16 protein-coding genes are annotated in these 16,708 nt (G+C 29.4%); 14 read left to right on the top strand and 2 right to left on the bottom strand.

All coding sequences use genetic code 11. The annotated features are described in order from the left end of the window. Positions 1-46 precede the first annotated feature (46 nt). From IO99_RS19810 to IO99_RS05825, 5 genes are all read left to right on the top strand, one after another. The gene (locus IO99_RS19810; protein ID WP_423219420.1) at positions 47-220 is read left to right on the top strand and encodes a hypothetical protein; all 174 of its coding nucleotides are present in this window, start codon (positions 47-49) and stop codon (positions 218-220) included. A 527-nt stretch (positions 221-747) separates the two neighbouring features. Next, on the top strand, positions 748-1,875 hold the full coding sequence (locus tag IO99_RS05840; protein WP_035131311.1) for a MarR family transcriptional regulator: 1,128 nt from the start codon (positions 748-750) through the stop codon (positions 1,873-1,875). Positions 1,876-2,286: 411 nt separating this feature from the next. Next, a complete protein-coding gene (locus IO99_RS05835; RefSeq protein WP_035131310.1) occupies positions 2,287-3,123 on the top strand; it encodes a ParA family protein in 837 nt (278 codons plus the stop codon). 17 nt (positions 3,124-3,140) lie between these two features. After that, positions 3,141-3,533 (top strand): hypothetical protein, encoded by a 393-nt coding sequence (locus IO99_RS05830; RefSeq protein WP_035131309.1) that lies wholly within the window; start codon positions 3,141-3,143, stop codon positions 3,531-3,533. Between the two features lie 9 nt (positions 3,534-3,542). Next, a complete protein-coding gene (locus IO99_RS05825; RefSeq protein ID WP_035131308.1) occupies positions 3,543-4,271 on the top strand; it encodes a hypothetical protein in 729 nt (242 codons plus the stop codon). 301 nt (positions 4,272-4,572) lie between these two features. Here IO99_RS05825 and IO99_RS05820 read toward each other — a convergent pair whose 3' ends face one another. Next, on the bottom strand, positions 4,573-4,983 hold the full coding sequence (locus tag IO99_RS05820; protein ID WP_035131306.1) for an LAGLIDADG family homing endonuclease: 411 nt from the start codon (positions 4,981-4,983) through the stop codon (positions 4,573-4,575). Positions 4,984-5,570: 587 nt separating this feature from the next. Between IO99_RS05820 and IO99_RS05815 the strand changes: the two genes are divergently transcribed. Beyond that, complete coding sequence (locus tag IO99_RS05815) at positions 5,571-6,701, top strand: acyltransferase (protein WP_035131304.1); 1,131 nt, start codon at positions 5,571-5,573, stop codon at positions 6,699-6,701. A 97-nt stretch (positions 6,702-6,798) separates the two neighbouring features. On the opposite strand, the gene IO99_RS05810 is transcribed toward IO99_RS05815, so the two are convergent. Next, a complete protein-coding gene (locus tag IO99_RS05810) occupies positions 6,799-7,494 on the bottom strand; it encodes a YczE/YyaS/YitT family protein (RefSeq protein ID WP_035131302.1) in 696 nt (231 codons plus the stop codon). 384 nt (positions 7,495-7,878) lie between these two features. Between IO99_RS05810 and IO99_RS05805 the strand changes: the two genes are divergently transcribed. From IO99_RS05805 to IO99_RS05770, 8 genes are all read left to right on the top strand, one after another. Beyond that, positions 7,879-8,685 carry a J domain-containing protein gene (locus IO99_RS05805; protein WP_035131300.1) on the top strand — a complete coding sequence of 269 codons (807 nt, stop codon included), beginning with the start codon at positions 7,879-7,881 and terminating at the stop codon, positions 8,683-8,685. Then, complete coding sequence (locus IO99_RS05800) at positions 8,678-9,067, top strand: HIRAN domain-containing protein (RefSeq protein WP_051823948.1); 390 nt, start codon at positions 8,678-8,680, stop codon at positions 9,065-9,067. Before IO99_RS05805 ends, IO99_RS05800 begins: the two co-directional genes overlap by 8 nt. A gap of 173 nt (positions 9,068-9,240) precedes the next feature. Next, complete coding sequence (locus IO99_RS05795) at positions 9,241-9,933, top strand: response regulator transcription factor (RefSeq protein WP_035131298.1); 693 nt, start codon at positions 9,241-9,243, stop codon at positions 9,931-9,933. After that, positions 9,899-11,188, top strand: a complete 1,290-nt coding sequence (locus IO99_RS05790; protein WP_198028561.1) for a HAMP domain-containing sensor histidine kinase — start codon at positions 9,899-9,901, stop codon at positions 11,186-11,188. The genes IO99_RS05795 and IO99_RS05790 overlap by 35 nt, the downstream gene beginning before the upstream one ends. 125 nt (positions 11,189-11,313) lie before the next feature. Further along, positions 11,314-12,072, top strand: a complete 759-nt coding sequence (locus tag IO99_RS05785; RefSeq protein WP_035131294.1) for an ABC transporter ATP-binding protein — start codon at positions 11,314-11,316, stop codon at positions 12,070-12,072. A 2-nt stretch (positions 12,073-12,074) separates the two neighbouring features. Next, positions 12,075-14,429, top strand: a complete 2,355-nt coding sequence (locus IO99_RS05780; protein ID WP_035131292.1) for an ABC transporter permease — start codon at positions 12,075-12,077, stop codon at positions 14,427-14,429. Positions 14,430-15,055: 626 nt separating this feature from the next. Continuing rightward, positions 15,056-15,478, top strand: a complete 423-nt coding sequence (locus tag IO99_RS05775) for a helix-turn-helix domain-containing protein (protein ID WP_035131332.1) — start codon at positions 15,056-15,058, stop codon at positions 15,476-15,478. A gap of 40 nt (positions 15,479-15,518) precedes the next feature. After that, positions 15,519-16,694, top strand: a complete 1,176-nt coding sequence (locus IO99_RS05770) for a macrolide family glycosyltransferase (protein ID WP_035131290.1) — start codon at positions 15,519-15,521, stop codon at positions 16,692-16,694. Positions 16,695-16,708 lie beyond the last annotated feature (14 nt).

Raw genomic sequence — 16,708 nt, 5'->3', positions numbered from 1 at the left:
AAGAATTTTAAAAAAGTGAGTTGTTAAACTGCCTTTTATTTAAGGTATACTTGTTGCTACTGACCAATGGCTTTGGCGAAGATTAGGTATGTACGTTTGGAAGAGATGGAAGAAAGTAAAAACAAGATATAAAATGCTTAGAAAACTTGGATTAAACTACAATAATGCTAAAAAGTATTCGTGCACAAGAAAAGGCTACTGGCGAATAGCCAAATACTAAACTGTACTATAACCGATAGGAAGTTAAGAGCTGCAGGATATACATTTTTCTTGGATTATTCTAAAACTGTAAGAGCATAAGCTGAGAAACCGCCGTATAAGGAATCGTAAGTATGGTGGTGGGTCGGTAGATACATAATTATTTACCTCGATTTTAAAGGATTATGAAGCCTTTAAGATTAGGTCATCTGCAAAAAAGTTACTTTATTCAAGAGGTATAGGCATAGTGCATAAACTTATTGAAACAGTCCTTATAATATCTTAATAAGGGCTGTTATGTCGTTAAAGCTGCATTTATTAATGTTATTAAGAATTTTAAGTTAAGTGAAATTAATTTAAAAAAGTAAGTGATATGATAATATTGAGTTGTGGATTAAATAGGGATACTCTTAGATTCATAAAGGCTAATATAATAAATAAATTTCAGAAATACATTGAAATGTAAGATGTAATAATCAAAAATTTAAAAGACATATCTAATAGTATTAAGTTGATTTTTCAAAAACATAAGAATTTACGGGGGGAATTATGAAATTTATGCAAGTACGAATATTAAAATTAAAGAATTATTTTAAAGAATGTAAACTGCGTACAAAGATAGCGGGACTTTCTATTATTTTATTATTAAATGCAAGTTTATCTTTTTGTATCAAACCTCATATATTATTGAATGAAAATCAGATTCTTTATTTGATGTCAACTATGGCACAAGTAATTGCTGGACTTTTTGGATTAGTGTTAGCTGCTTATGCAATCATTGATCCAAAACTTAAAGAAGTTGGTAGTAAAGATGAGCAATTAGCTGATAGTGTAGAAATACTACGCCATAAATATTTTAATAATATTATTATCTTGTCATTTATGTGTGCAATAACAATTATATCTTGCCTATTTACATTAAGTTTATATTATGAAATTTCAAGTAAAACAATACCTATACTTCTTAATCAATCAACATTATTATGTATTGGTAGTATTGTATTGTTTCTTTATTTTGGATGTTCGTTGTTGAATCCAAATGCACTTTCTAATTTAAGCAAAGAGGAATTGAAAAATATAGAGAAAGAATATGGCGGTATAGATAAAGACTTTAAACCATTTGTGGCTTATTATAATCGATTAGAGTCATTAATAATTGGATATGCCACAGAATTAATGAATCAGGAATTAAAATTAACAGTTAGCTACAAATATGTAGATTATAAGAAAAAACATATTCAGATTATACAGGCCTTGGAAATTCTTGGCATGAGAAAAATTATAAATCGGAATATTTATAATAAAATTGATGAATTAAGAAGGTATAGAAATGCTTTAGTACACAGCTTAGATGATGAAAAAGTAAACCCTATTATTTTTGAGGAATTAAAAAGTTTATACCAAAAGCTATATGATGTATATCAGAATAAGGATAATGAAGATTTATGGAATCAAAAAAGATTAGAACTTTATCAATATGGTGAACAAATAACACTTAGCGAAATGGACAAAATGATACTTGAGATGATAGAACGTGATTCTAATGTTACATTGGGGGAAATTGCAAATAATCTTGAAATTTCTAAAGCTACTGCAAGTAGAAAAATTAATTTACTATTAGAAAATCAATGGATTGAGAAAAGTAAAGATGGATATTTTATTAAAAATAAATCATAGATTTAATAAGAGAAGTCTTAAAATAAGAACGGGGAAACATTTGTTTTGTTTATTTAGGGATTTTAGAATAACTAAATATACTGTTGTGAAAAAGGTTATATAAAATTATGTCAATGAAGTATAAATATAAAGTAAGTAGTGGGTTTTAAAGGTCACCCCTCGCTTCCACCATGAAACCCACGACTAATTTGATTAGTCGTGGGTTTTTTCCTATGTATAAGTTAGAATAACTTATTGTGAACCGTGCCATAAGTAAATGAGGTTTATAGCATTAGGCGTTGATATAAGTTGCCTAATGCTGTTTTTATAACTAAAAATACATATTAATTAGGAGGTAGTATTATCTTATATGGTATAATAATAGTATTAAAATATATATTAAAGTAAGTTTTAACAGAGGGGGATAAATGGATGGCATGTAAGGTAACGTCAATAATAAATATGAAAGGTGGGGTTGGTAAAACAACCATAACAATAAATTTAGCATATTACTTAGCGTCAGAGTTAAATAAAAGAGTATTAATAATAGACTTTGACCCACAGGCAAATGCTAGTAGTGCATATCTAGAGTATGAACAGTATGATAAAATGTTAGATGATAGAAAAGTGATATCTGAAATATTTACAGATATAGATAGAATTGTAGGGCCAATAACTAAAAGAAATCCTAAACTATTAACATTAAGTGATTTGACTACTAATGTTAGAAATTTTGATGGTGGAGGTAGAATTGACTTAGTTGCATCAGAGCTTGAACTTTCTAAGGTTTTAGAGAGAACTGGTGGAGGTGCCATAGAGGAGCGATTAGAATTATTGTTAGCAAACAAGAAAGAAGCGTATGATTATATATTAATTGATTGTAGTCCAACTTATTCTGTATTAACTAATAATTCATTAAGAGCAAGCAATTATGTATTAATTCCAGTAAAACCTGATCCTTTTTCAGCAAGAGGAATTCCGTTATTACTAGGAAAAATTAAGCAGCATAACAGTGTAAATAAAAATAATAATGTAGAAGTTTTAGGAATAGTTTTTAATATGATTAATGATGATTTGAAATATATGGATAAGGTTAAGGCTCAGATAATGAGAGAACATAGTAATGTTTTTCAAAGTGAGATTTTAGCTACGGAGAATTATTCAAAGGGCTTATTAAATAATAAGATGATTTTTGAAACAAATGCTAGAAAAAGTTTTACTGATAATTTTTCAAACTTTTGTAATGAATTTATAAGAAAAAGTAATTAAGAAAAGAGGGGATAGTTTTGAATGGAAAAAATAATAAAAGTGAAAGAATAGTAGATTGCTTTAGAATAGATGTTATTATGAATAATCTCAGAAATGCTGTAAATAAAAATATTTTAACTAATGAAGAATATGAAGAGGTTACATGGTTACTTAAACTAGTACTTAAGTCTAATGAATTTTTTAAAACAACTGGAGAGGTTGACAATTTATTAGCTAATATTTGTGGATTTAAGCATAATACTAAAAGTACGGGAAGAGATAGAATTGTAGATTGGTATTTTAGAGAGTTAGAAAAATTAGAAAACGAAGAAAAACTATTGATTTTAAAGAAGATAGCTAAATATTCATTCATTGATATCCCACAAGATTATAAGGGGTGGAAAAATATACTTATAAAAAAGGGGAGATAATATAACATTATGCCAATAAGTTTGCATACTAATAAAATTAAAATTGAGAAAGATTGTTTCATAGAGGAATTATATAAAATTATTTTAAACAAGGATGAATTAATTGATGGGACATTGGACGGTAAAGCCACTCAATTGCATAAATTTTATCTAGCAATATATATTATGAATCATTACAATAAAAAACAGCAAAATTCTCAATACTTCGATTATTTGATAACAAGTATTATTGAAAGTGAATCATTATTTGTTATAGGATTTACTAATGCTGGTATGATGGCTTTAAGAAGTGCATTAGAATGTAGTTTGAAATTTTTATATTATGAATATCATCCAATAGAGTTACAATTAAATGAAATAGGAGAATTTGATATCAGAGGAATAGAGTATAGAAATTTCATGTATTCAATTCCAAATTTTAAAAAGCTAAATTTTATTATGAAAGATGACATTGAGAGAGTATGGAATGAATTATGTAAATATTCTCATTATGATATTAGTGTAATAAAAGAGATTAGCGTTATTTCGGATATAAAGCCAATATTTAATGATGGTGAGAGTTTTAACAATATAAAAAAAGTTATAAAAGATGTGTTTAGAATAATAATTATTATTATGTTTACAGTAAATCCAGCATGGCTAGAAGATGTAGAAAAATCATATTTTGATTATGTTTTTGAAGTGCTATTTAAAGCAGAGGAAATTATAAATATGAAAATATCATTAAAAATTATATAGTAGAAAATCGCATTTGCCATGTATAAAGAGAAACGTATCATAAATAAGTGAGGTTTTCAAAAAATGTAATATAAGTTATTGTATTTAACTTTGATATTTTAGTATGGTTATTTTTCTAGGCGGTGTTGTTATGTTATATAGAATGATTAAAATTAAATTTAAATATGATTTTGATTAGTGCTTTATTAATTATTATGAGAATAAGTATTATTTTTTATATTGTGGATTAGATAATAGATAGAATTAAAAGTCACGCCTCGCCTCAACCATGAACAAATAGCTACATCACAATCTGATGTAGCTATTTTACATTAATGAATTCTTCATAAAACATCTCTTTTTTAGCAAGCTGTTCATCTGTATACCTACCATTCCTAGGGGTAAGAGCTTTATACTGAGTTATTATCATTTCTGCACGTTTTCTTTTAGATTCTATAATTAAGTAAGGGTAAATATCTTCTAGTAATTTAATAGCATTATTCTGCTTAATTACAAATGAATAAGATAATTTATGTTTTTCAGGGTTATAATTTTTTTTCTTTATTATTACTCCATATCCAATGGTGTCTTTTAGCCAAGTTAATAATTCTATAGTAGTGGAGGCTATTGATACGCAAGGAGCAGGATATTGATTTGTATGAAACCGCTGTAACATAATACTTCCTTCTCCATCAATTATTCCAGCTATATAGGCTTTTTCTATTTCTGTCATTTAACCACCTCTATAGATAGTATTTACTGGTTTCTCAATATTATCAGAAATAAATAAATAGGGTAATAATCTTTATGGTAATAGATCATTAATAGTATAATTAAAGTAATATACTGTAAATTATACAATGAAATGCATATTATTTATATACTAAATTAACCAAATACTATATAATGGAATCAGGTCGTTATTGTAAAATGTGATGAAATAATTTAAAGAGGATTACAAAATATATCTGTTTTGTGACAGCTCTTATGTGTTTCAGAAATTATGAATTTAGGAGATTAAAAAGCAAATGGTTGAAGATGATGATGAATTAGAAATAGTTAGAGAATTCAAGGAAGCTCTAAGCACCATTAAAATCCACGAACACTTATATTAATTGAATATAAGTGTCTTAATTTATTTAGAACTATCGTATAAAATGAAAGGGAGATTTTAATAGTGAACCAAGAATTTTTTTATTTACATCCTTTATTAAATAAAATATAAATGTATTTATAATCTAGATGTGTATACATATAATTTTTAAAATATCATATACACAGTTATGATATAAAATGTAAATAACACAAGGAGGAAATAATTTGGGTACAAAATCTATTACAAAAAAGAGGTTTGTTTATTTAGATTTTATAAAGGTACTATCAATTTACTTTGTATGCTGTTATCATTACAATAACCTACCTAAAAATTTCTTAACAGAACCATCAATATCAACATATTTCAACTATCTATTTACGGGGATTTTGAGTACCGGAGTTCCTTTATTCTTTATGGTAAACGGAGCTTTGATGTTGAACAAAGGCTACTATCTAAAAAAACATATAAAGAAAATCATAAATATTATTCTGCTTACAGTTATATGGGGAATTATAACGTTATTAGTATTAGCGATAATAAATAATAAACATTATACATATGTAGCGTTTAATTATTCCTTATGGTCTTGGGAAAATGGAAGTATTAATCATTTATGGTTCTTGCAGGCTTTAGTTTGTGTATATTTGCTATTTCCTTTAATAAAAGAAGCATATGATAAAGAAGATAAGACAATTTTTAAATACATAACTATAGTTGTATTCATATTGACCTTTGGAAATGTATTTCTAAATATAATAGCTAATATTATTAGAGGTGTGTTTGGGATTAATATCATTGAAGCAACTTTGGGAATAACGAATATTACTGGAAATGGGTTTAACTTCTTCAATAACTTCAACGTATTTAGAGGTTTTTATGCTTATACAATAGTGTACTTTATAATTGGAGGTATAATACTAAATCGAATTAATAATAAAGTAACTATCAAAACAACGCATATAAGTATATTATTTATTGTAGGTATGGTTTCATTATTTGCATATGGAATTATGATAAGTCGTATTAATGGTGCAATTTATGATAATATTTGGAATGGGTATGATACTGTTATGACACTAGGAATTTCTATAGCTATATTTTGTTTTGCTTATGAATTTAGAAATAAATTAGAAAAAATATCTAATACTATTGAGGTAATAGGATCAAATACTATTGGGATTTATTTTATTCATAGAATAGTAGGAACTCTGATAAAACCTATTTATGTTCAGCTACCATACAGCTATAGTCTAGCACCAAATCTAATATTTGGATTTGTGGTTATGAGTTTGTCTTTGGTTATAGCTTTGATTATCAAAAAGATTCCTTTAGGTAAATATTTATTTAGTATATAAGTACTATCATAGGGATAGAAAATTATAATTTATATCAGAAAAATTAATTCGTGGGTATTATTCCTGCGATTCGCCTCCACCATTCAAAACCACGACATCATGTCGTGGTTTTTTCCTTTGAAATATTTTTATCTTCCTTTTTCTTCGTTATATTGTCGTTTATAATTCTAATATAATCATCAATAAACGTATGTTTAACTTTACTTACATCAAATTTAAATAATGTAAAGGCAAATTGAACAAAATATCCTAATCCAATTACCATAATTAAAGTACCAACCCCTACGGTTCCACTTAATATATAACCTATTACTAGCACTGTTAACTCAATACTATTTCTTATGAAACGAACAGATTTTTTAAACTTTTTTGTTAAAGGAACCATGAGACCATCTCTTGGTCCGGAACCAAGTCCAGCACCAATATAAAAGTAACTACCTATACCTATAACAAACATTCCGAGAGCTAGCATTAAAAATTGGGCAAATATATTATTGACTACGGGAATTAAGTTATTAAGCATTAAAACATCCATAAAAATACCTATGAAAAGCATATTGCAAATAGTTCCTATACCTAACTTTTCTCCTAATATCCAATCAAGAATTACAAATATAAAACCAACTATTATACTTGCTTGCCCCATAGTAATACCAATATGGTTAGAAACTCCTTGATGAAAAACTTGCCAAGGAGAAAGTCCTAAATTTGCGTTTATTGTCAAAACTATTCCTGCAGCATAGAGAAAAAGACCTAAAAATAATCTCCCTAAAGTTAACAATAATTTCTTCATAATAAAACCTCCTACATATATATGATTTATGATGTAATTATAAAACAACACAGTGTAGAACAGTCAAATGTTAAGTGTAACAGTTCTGATGAGTTATAATCATTTTTAATTTAGTTCGGAGAATATATTATATAGAAATATAGGTGTTTTTTCTTCTGTACGTTTCTTTTAGATTCTATAATTAAGTAAGTATAAATATCTTCTAGTAATTTAATAGAATTATTCTGTTTAATTACAAATGAATAAAGATACCGTTTGGCACAAACAAATATTATTTGGTAGTCATTACCTCAAACCCCAACTAAAAATGATATAATTAACATATATGGAAGAGTTAAAATAGTTTAAATTAGAAGTATAAAAGTATATTAATGAGAGGTTTATATGAGTGATATAGTTGTTTCATTAACAGGTATACAAAAGCTTAAGGAAGAGTTAAATACATTAAATGAAGAGTACCTAAAGTTATATGAGAAAATGGAAGATTTAAAGAAGGAAAAAGAGTATTTAGAGAGTCTTTATATGTGTAAACTAGGGGCTTTGATATTCTTAAGATTGGAAAATGAAATTAAATATAGAAGATTAAAGAAGAAGTTAACTTTGATAATTATGAGTAAAAATAAAGGTGAAGAAATAAATATTGAAGAAATAGAAAGAGTTTTAGAAGAAGAACTAGCAGAGTTTTATCGAGATTTAGAGGAGCTGCGTAATAATTTAAAGAATTCTAGAGAGTTTTTCGAACTTCCATCATTAACGGATGAGGAAGTAAAAAAGGTTAAAGAGATATTTAGGGGGTTGGCTAAAATACTGCATCCCGATATAAATAGAGGTTTAGATGAAGAGTTGATGGAGTTGTGGCTTAAAGTTAAAGAAGCTTATGAGAATAATGATTTAATAACATTAATAATTCTTGAGGGAATAGTAAAGCACAATGAGATTAAAGAAGATATTAAGGTAACTTCTATAGAAGAAAATATAGTGGTATTAAAGAAAAAGATTAATGAACTAAAGAAGTTTATAGATGAAGAAGAAAATAGCTTTCCTCTAAGTATAAAAGAACTTATAGATGATAATGAGTATATTAAAGAGAAAAAGCAGGATATAACTAATGATATACATGAGTATGAAATAATGATTACACAGGTTGAAAAGAGTATTTGTCAGATATTAAAGGAGCAGAGTTATGGATAAATCAATAACAAGCTATAGTGGTGGAGGGAAATTAGCTAACATAATAGAAACAGGTGGACTAGCATTGCCCTTTGAAAATACTATATATCTTCAATCTGTAAGGATAGCTGGAATGAAGTACTATGTAAAGGATGGGTTTATTTTATTAGAGAGAGATAAAATAAAGTTAAAAAGAGAACCTGATAATGTATATGATAAATATGCTATAGAATTATTTACAGTAAAGGGTGAAAAGATAGGTTATATACCAGCAAAAACAAATAAAATATTTGCAAGACTTATGGATGGAGGAAAAATGTTAACAGCTGAAGTGAGAACTGTGGATTATTACTTTGAAAAGTTGCAAGAGGTGTGGATAAGAATATTTTTAAATGATTTATAGTTTTAGAAGTTAAATTAATCATTGTGAAATACATTGGGAGTTGCTAGAGTAGTGTACATTAATTTATGATAAAATTTGTGAAAGATAAATCATTGAACATTATTTTAAAATAATATTATGCTAAGTTTGTTTTAAATACATAAAAAAATATAGTATTTATGGAGGAAAGCTAAATGCCAAGATATGATTGCTTAATAGTAGATGATGAGGAGGCACTGTCTCAAAGTACCTGTGAGTTTTTCAACATGTTCGGCGTAAAAACCTTTTGGGTATCAGATAAAACAGCATGTTTTGATTTTTTATTGAAGAATAAGGTTGATTTAATATTGCTGGATATCAATCTAGGACAATCCTCAGGTTTTGAAATTTGCAAAGAATTGAGAAAGACAATGGATACACCAATTTTATTTATCAGTGCTAGAACAAGTGATGATGATGTCCTTTTGGCATTAAACATTGGTGGAGATGATTATATTCAAAAGCCATATTCCCTAAATATACTGATGGCAAAGGTTAAAACTGTTTTAAAAAGATATAAGTCTAACTATGCCAGTACCGTAAGTTTTGGTAGATTTTCTATTGATTTATATATGGAAAAGCTTATGGTAGATGGTAGGGAAGTAAAATTAAAATCAATGGAATATAGATTATTATCATATTTAATTAAAAACAAAAACCGAACCATTTCAAAAGATGAGCTTTTTCAAAAAGTATGGGGCGATGCAATTACAGGGGAAGGAACCTTGAATGTACATATAAGAAGACTTCGTGAGAAGATTGAGGAAAATCCTAATGAACCCCAGTATATCAAAACTGTTTGGGGCACTGGATATGTCTTTGAGATGGGAGCTTCATATGAACATTAAAAGAATAGTAGTTATAAGTATCATTGTTCTTTTAACTTGTACAAGCCTCACATTTTTTGCGTTTAAATATAAAGGGAAAATTGAAATTGAAGTGCCTAAGGTAAATGATATTGCTCAGTCTCTTGCAAAGGAATGGGACAGTCTGGAATATGCAGAGTTGCCATGTTTGAGCTATAAATTAGATTACGTAGTACTGGACAATGAAAATCGTTTTATCAAAGCTACAAGAGATGGATTAAACAATGATTTAAGTTCAGCAATACGTAATAGGGACACTATAGTTGATGTAAAATCTCAGGATAAGGTACTTGGAAAAGTAATAATATATAATAATACAAATAATGAATGGATAAAATTTAGAAATTTACTCCTTATTTTTGCCCTTTGTGTAATAATAGTTGCTGCAGCATTTTGTAGCTTATATTTTGTTTTTATTGACAGGTGTATTCTATATCCATTTAGAAAACTTCAGGGCTTTGCACGACATGTTGCAGAGGGGAATTTAGATATGCCTCTAGATATGGACAAAAATAATTTCTTCGGTGCATTTACAGAAAGTTTTGACCTCATGAGGGAGGAGCTTAATAAGGCAAGGGAAAATGAAAGGCTTGCTAATCAAAGTAAAAAAGAACTTGTTGCTTCACTAAGTCATGATATCAAAACCCCAGTGGCATCAATAAAGGCTGTTACTGAAGTTATGCATGTAAAGACTTCCGATGAAAACCAAAGGAGGCAGCTGGATATAATTAATTCAAAGGCTGATCAGATAAATACATTAATAACAAATATGTTCAGCGCCACACTAGAGGAATTGCAGGAGCTAAAGGTTATAGTCACTGAGCAATCTAGTCAGGTTCTATATGATTTGATTAAGACGGCAGATTATAATTGTAAAGCAAATATTGGAGGCATTGCTGAGTGTATAATTTTAGCAGATGGGTTAAGGTTATCTCAGGTTGTTGACAATATAATCAGTAATTCCTACAAATACGCAGGGACATCTATTTATGTTTCTTCAGTTATTAAGGGTAAATACCTTGAGATAGGATTTAAGGATTATGGTAGAGGAGTTTCTGAGGAGGAGCTACCTCTGATATTTAATAAGTTCTATAGGGCTAAAAATTCTAAGGAAAAGGGAGGCACTGGATTAGGACTTTATATTTCTAAGTATATGATGGAAAAAATGGAGGGATACATTTACTGCGAAAACTCAGTTGATGGATTCACTGTGTTGTTAAAACTTTTAATTGCTTAAAAATTTAAGAACTTAAAAGATTTAAGGATTAGTTAAGGATTGGGTAAAGACCTGTTAAGGAATTTTCAACTATAATAGGACTGTAAGAAAAACAGTCTTATTTTTTTATTGAAAGGGATGTTATCATGGAGAATGTTATTATATCAACAAATAAGCTCTGCAAGACATTTTCAAACGGTGGAATGCAACAGCATGTACTTAAGAACCTTGATATTGAAATATATCAGGGAGATTTTACAGTAATCATGGGCTCCTCTGGTGCAGGAAAGTCAACACTACTTTATGCCCTGTCAGGAATGGATAAACCAACTCTCGGTTCTATAAAGTTTGGAGAGAATGAAATTTCAAAGTTATCAAATGATAAGCTTGCAATTTTTAGAAGATTAAACTGCGGTTTTGTTTTCCAACAAATATTTCTTATGGATAATATGAGCATACTGGATAATATCCTTGTAAGCGGTCTCCTTATAAGTAGTGATAGAAAGACAATTGCAGAAAGGGCAAAGGTACTTCTTACACAAGTGGGACTAACTGAAATCATATGGAGTAAGTTTCCATCACAATTATCTGGAGGCGAGGCTCAGCGTGCCGCTATTGTAAGGGCATTAATTAATAATCCCAAGGTGGTCTTCGCAGATGAACCTACGGGAGCACTTAATTCTTCGGCAGGACAGGCAGCCCTAGATGTTTTAACTGAAGTGAATAGAAGTGGTCAAAGCATAATCATGGTTACTCACGATTTGAAATCCGCAAGGCGTGGAAATCGTATTTTATATATGCGTGATGGTGCTATTCAGGGAGTATGTGACCTAGGAAGCTATGTCAGTGGTGACAAGGAGCGTCATAACAAACTCCAAGGATTTCTCAATGAAATGGGGTGGTAAGTTTGAGAAAGATATTAATGCTGAGTTTTGCAAATATAAAGAAAACCAAGGGGCATACAGTATCCATTCTTTTCATGTTTATCATTGCAGCTATGCTACTTAATCTAGGACTTCTGGTGTTTGTAAATTTCGGAAGCTACTTTGAAAAGGTAACTGAGGAGCTAAATTCTTCTGATGAATATTATTTAATGCCGGAAAGCTTATATAGTCAAAGGGTGAGTGAATACATCAAAAGCAATGATAATATTAAAAGGAGCCAAAAGGAAAGTTCCTTATTGGCAAAAGGAACCATTCCTTACAACAATGATAACCGTGAATTTAATTTTCTCATCAATGATGTAGACCAGAAGAGAGATTTTTCAAAATGGAAATTCGTTGGAGAGCATGAATCTCCTGACTCAATGTCCATATACCTACCCTATGTAATGAATATTGATGGTGGATATAAAGTGAATGATAAACTTAAGGTGAGTTTTGAGGATGTAGACATCACCTTTACCATTAAAGGATTTACAGAAGATATATTTTTTAGTTCACTAGATACAGTGGTTATGGGGGTTTACTTACCTAGTGGTACCTATGATAGGGTTGTTGAAAAGCTAGGAGTAAAATATAAAGCGTCACTTATTTTTGCTGATTTAAGAAAGAATAATATGGATGTTGAAAATGGAATAAAGGAGATAATAAAGGAGAAAAACCCTAATATACTAACTGATGACGTAAGTATATTTTTCAGTTTAGATAAGGGAGTTGTGAGATTATCTCGTTCAATTATGGCAAACATTGTTTCCGTAATGATGATGGTCTTTGCTACAATAATCGTTGTTGTATGTCTTATTGTTGTAAGGTTTAGAATTGAGAATAGCATAGAGGAGGATATGACTAAGATAGGTTCATTAAAGGCAGTTGGTTACACCAGTAGGCAAATAATATCATCAATCACTATACAGTTTTCATTAATTGCCTTGGTTGGAAGCATGATGGGTATAACACTGTCTTACCTGGCAACTCCTGCAATATCAAAGGTTTTTGCACATCAGTCGGGTCTTATGTGGGTGCAGGGGTTTGACGGTATGATTAGCAGTATTTCCTTGTTTGTTATATTGTTGGTGGTGATATTGGTTTCCTTCATATCTTCAAGTCGTATTAACAGGCTGAATCCAATTGTAGCCTTGAGGGGCGGAATAATAACTCATAGCTTTCGAAAGAACTATATGCCCCTTCACAAATCAAGGGGAAGTCTTCCTTTTGTTTTATCTATAAAGCTGATGTTACAGAACATGAAACAGAGCCTAATGATAGGTATGATATTCCTAGTTGTTTCCTTTGCAGGTACCTTTGCATTAAGTATGTTTTATAACTCAGTAATAGACACAAAAATCTTTAAAGAAATTCCAGGTGTCGAATTGTCTAGTGTTATTGCAGTTTGTAATCCTATTGTAGATAATACATCTGTGGTTGAGAATATAAAAAATATGAAGGGAGTACGAAAGGCTCAGTTTCTTGATATAGTAATGATGAAATCAGATAGCTACGAAGTAGCTACATATGTAATGGATGACTATTCTATGAAAGAAACTAATACTATTTATGAGGGTAGATACCCACTTCACAGCAATGAAGTTGCAATTTCAGGATATTTGGCTGAAAGGGTGAAAAAGAACATAGGAGATAGTATTATTTTGAAGGTCAATGATAAACAGAGTGAGTATATTATAACGGGTTATTGCCAAGGGTCCTATATGGGTAAATTTAATATTGCTTATATTAGGAGCGATGGTATTTTAAGTCTTAATCAAGAGTTCAAGCAGCGGGGTTTTCAAATATATATTGATAAGGATATTAAAGCTTCAGAATTTAAAATGGAAATTGATAAACTTTATGGTGATGATTTTCTTAAAGTAGTTGATTTGGACAAAGAGGTTCAACAGGGGATAGGTCTTTACACAGGTATAGTATCCAAGGTTGGTATTAGCATATTAGTAGTTACAATATTAGTAGTTATGCTTGTTTTATATTTTGTTATTAATTCTTCAGTGATTAGGAAGAAGCATGACCTTGGCATACAAAAAGCACTTGGGTTCACAACTCTGCAGCTTATGCACCAGCTTTCCATGGGATTCTTGCCTCCGATTATTACAGGAGTGTGCCTAGGAAGTTTGTTAGGAATGACTCAAACCAATGCAATAATGGCGGTTCCCATGAAGGCTATGGGCTTAATGAAGGTAAATTTTATTGTAACCCCTCTATGGAGTATGTTGTTCGATGTTGGTATAGTAATAGTATCCTATGCAATTTCTATGCTTGTAACCTATCGCATACGTAAGATTACTGCATATGGACTAGTAAGTGAATAATATCACAGTGATTTGTGATGTTTTCAGGTTTTCTGAGAATTTTAATAGTTTTAATTTAATTAATACCTTTTTAGTACTTTGAGAAATAATAAAGTATCAACTTAATTTTAATAGTTAAAAGGGAGAGCAGGTAAATTTGTGTTTTCACAAATATATCTGCTCTCCTTTTTAGAGGTGTTTTATTAAATTTCCCAATTATAAAATAAAATTAATTATTTTATTCTTTAAAATATTAATTGAAATTTTAAAAAAAAGTTAAATTTATCATTTTATCTTATGGAATTTATTAAAAAAGAACAAATTGATGCATTTATTACCGCAGGAACAGTTAGTGAAATCTATGGTAATCTTGGAATAAAGGGAATCAAAAGTAAACCAAAAGTATTATTGGAAAACAAATAAAATCATTAATAATTATAGCTATGTAAGTTTAAACTTATGTAGCTATTTTTAAATTAATGATTTTCTTATAAAAATTTTTTTAGCAAGTAATTCTTATGTATATCTACTATTTTTAGGAGTAAAGAAGTTATAATTTCAACATAAATATATACATGAATGTTAATGCTGGTTGATAGACATTGAAGGGTGAGAAAAATATAATAAATATGAAAGGTATGATAAATATGATTAATATAAATTTGAAAAGATTAAGGAAAATCAATCAATACACTCAAGAAGAGGTGGCAGAGAAGATTAATGTTTCTAGGCAAGCTGTTGCTAAATGGGAAAATGGAGAGTCAACTCCAGATATAAATAGTTGTATTGCTCTTGCAAAATTGTATAACGTTACTATGGATGATTTAGTTAATCATTCAGAAGATGATTCAGGTGTTGTTGTACCACCTAAGGGAAAACATTTCTTTGGATCCGTTGTGGTTGGAGAACGTGGTCAGATTGTTATTCCTAAAAAAGCTAGGGAGCTATTTAATATTAAGTCTGGTGATAATTTATTAATATTAGGAGATGAAGATAGGGGAATTGCCATTGTACATCAACGTGACCTTATAAATTTTGTAGGTCAAATTGGTGTGGTAACTAAGGAGTAATAGCTTTTAAGCAGAGGGGTTAAAAGGGGAGGATTATAATATGAGTAAGATAGTATTTTTTTGTATTCCTGCACATGGACATACGAATCCTACTATTGAGGTAGTGCGTGAATTATCATATAGAGGTCATGAAGTATGGTATTATTCTTTTGATGAGTTTAAAGAAAAGATTGAAGGAGCAGGTGCAAAATTTATTAGCTGTAATGAGTATCTTCCAGAATTAAAGCCTGGAGATGAGAAAAAAATTGGTAAGGATTTTGCTGCTTTAATTGAGATGATAGCAGATACTACTATAGCTTTAGATGAAAAAGTATGTAATGAACTTAAAGGGGTTAATCCAGATTGTATTGTATCAGATTCTTTATGTTTTTGGGGTAAGCTATTTGCAGAAAAATTAAATATTACCTATGTATGTTCTACAACAACCTTTGCATTTAATAAGTATACTGCAAAGATGATGAAGAAAGGTTTTAAGGAAGCTATACTTATGATTTTAGGCATGAGTCGTATTAATAAGAAAATAGAGCTTTTGAGAAACCATGGATATAATGTTAAGAATTTTGTTTCTATAATTCAAAATGATAATGATACAAATACCATTGTATATACTTCAAAGGAGTTTCAACCAATGGTAGAGACTTTTTCGGATAAATATTCCTTTATAGGACCTTCAGTATCTAATGTTAAGGTTGAATATGAGGAAAGAAAGCGTAAAAAAATATATATTTCCTTGGGAACGGTTAATAACAAAAATATAAAGTTTTATAAAAATTGTATAAAAGCCTTTGAAACTTGTGATTTTCATGTGGTTATGTCAGTTGGAAAAGATACTGTAATTGAAGACTTAGGCTATATACCAGATAATTTTAAGGTTAGAAATAGTGTAGAGCAAATTATAGTACTTCAAAATACAGATGTATTTATTACTCATTGTGGTATGAATAGTGTTAATGAAAGCTTGTATTATGGAGTTCCTATGGTGTTATACCCACAGCATGAAGAGCAAGGAATGGTAGCAAAACGGGTTGCGGATTTGAAAGCTGGGATCTTTTTAAAAGGTAATAATCCTAAATCCATAAAAGATGCGGTATTACAGGTTATGGATAATGATGATTATAAAAAAAATGCAAATAAATTAGCAAAAGGTTTCAAAAATGCTGGAGGTTCAAAGAAAGCAGCTGATTCTATATTAAAGGTTATAGATACTAGAAATTGACGGTTATAATCACA

This window comes from Clostridium sulfidigenes, from assembly GCF_000732635.1.
GTDB lineage: Bacteria > Bacillota > Clostridia > Clostridiales > Clostridiaceae > Clostridium_J > Clostridium_J sulfidigenes.
Note: the sequence above shows the minus strand (reverse complement) of the source record. Positions and strands in the feature narration are given on the sequence as shown.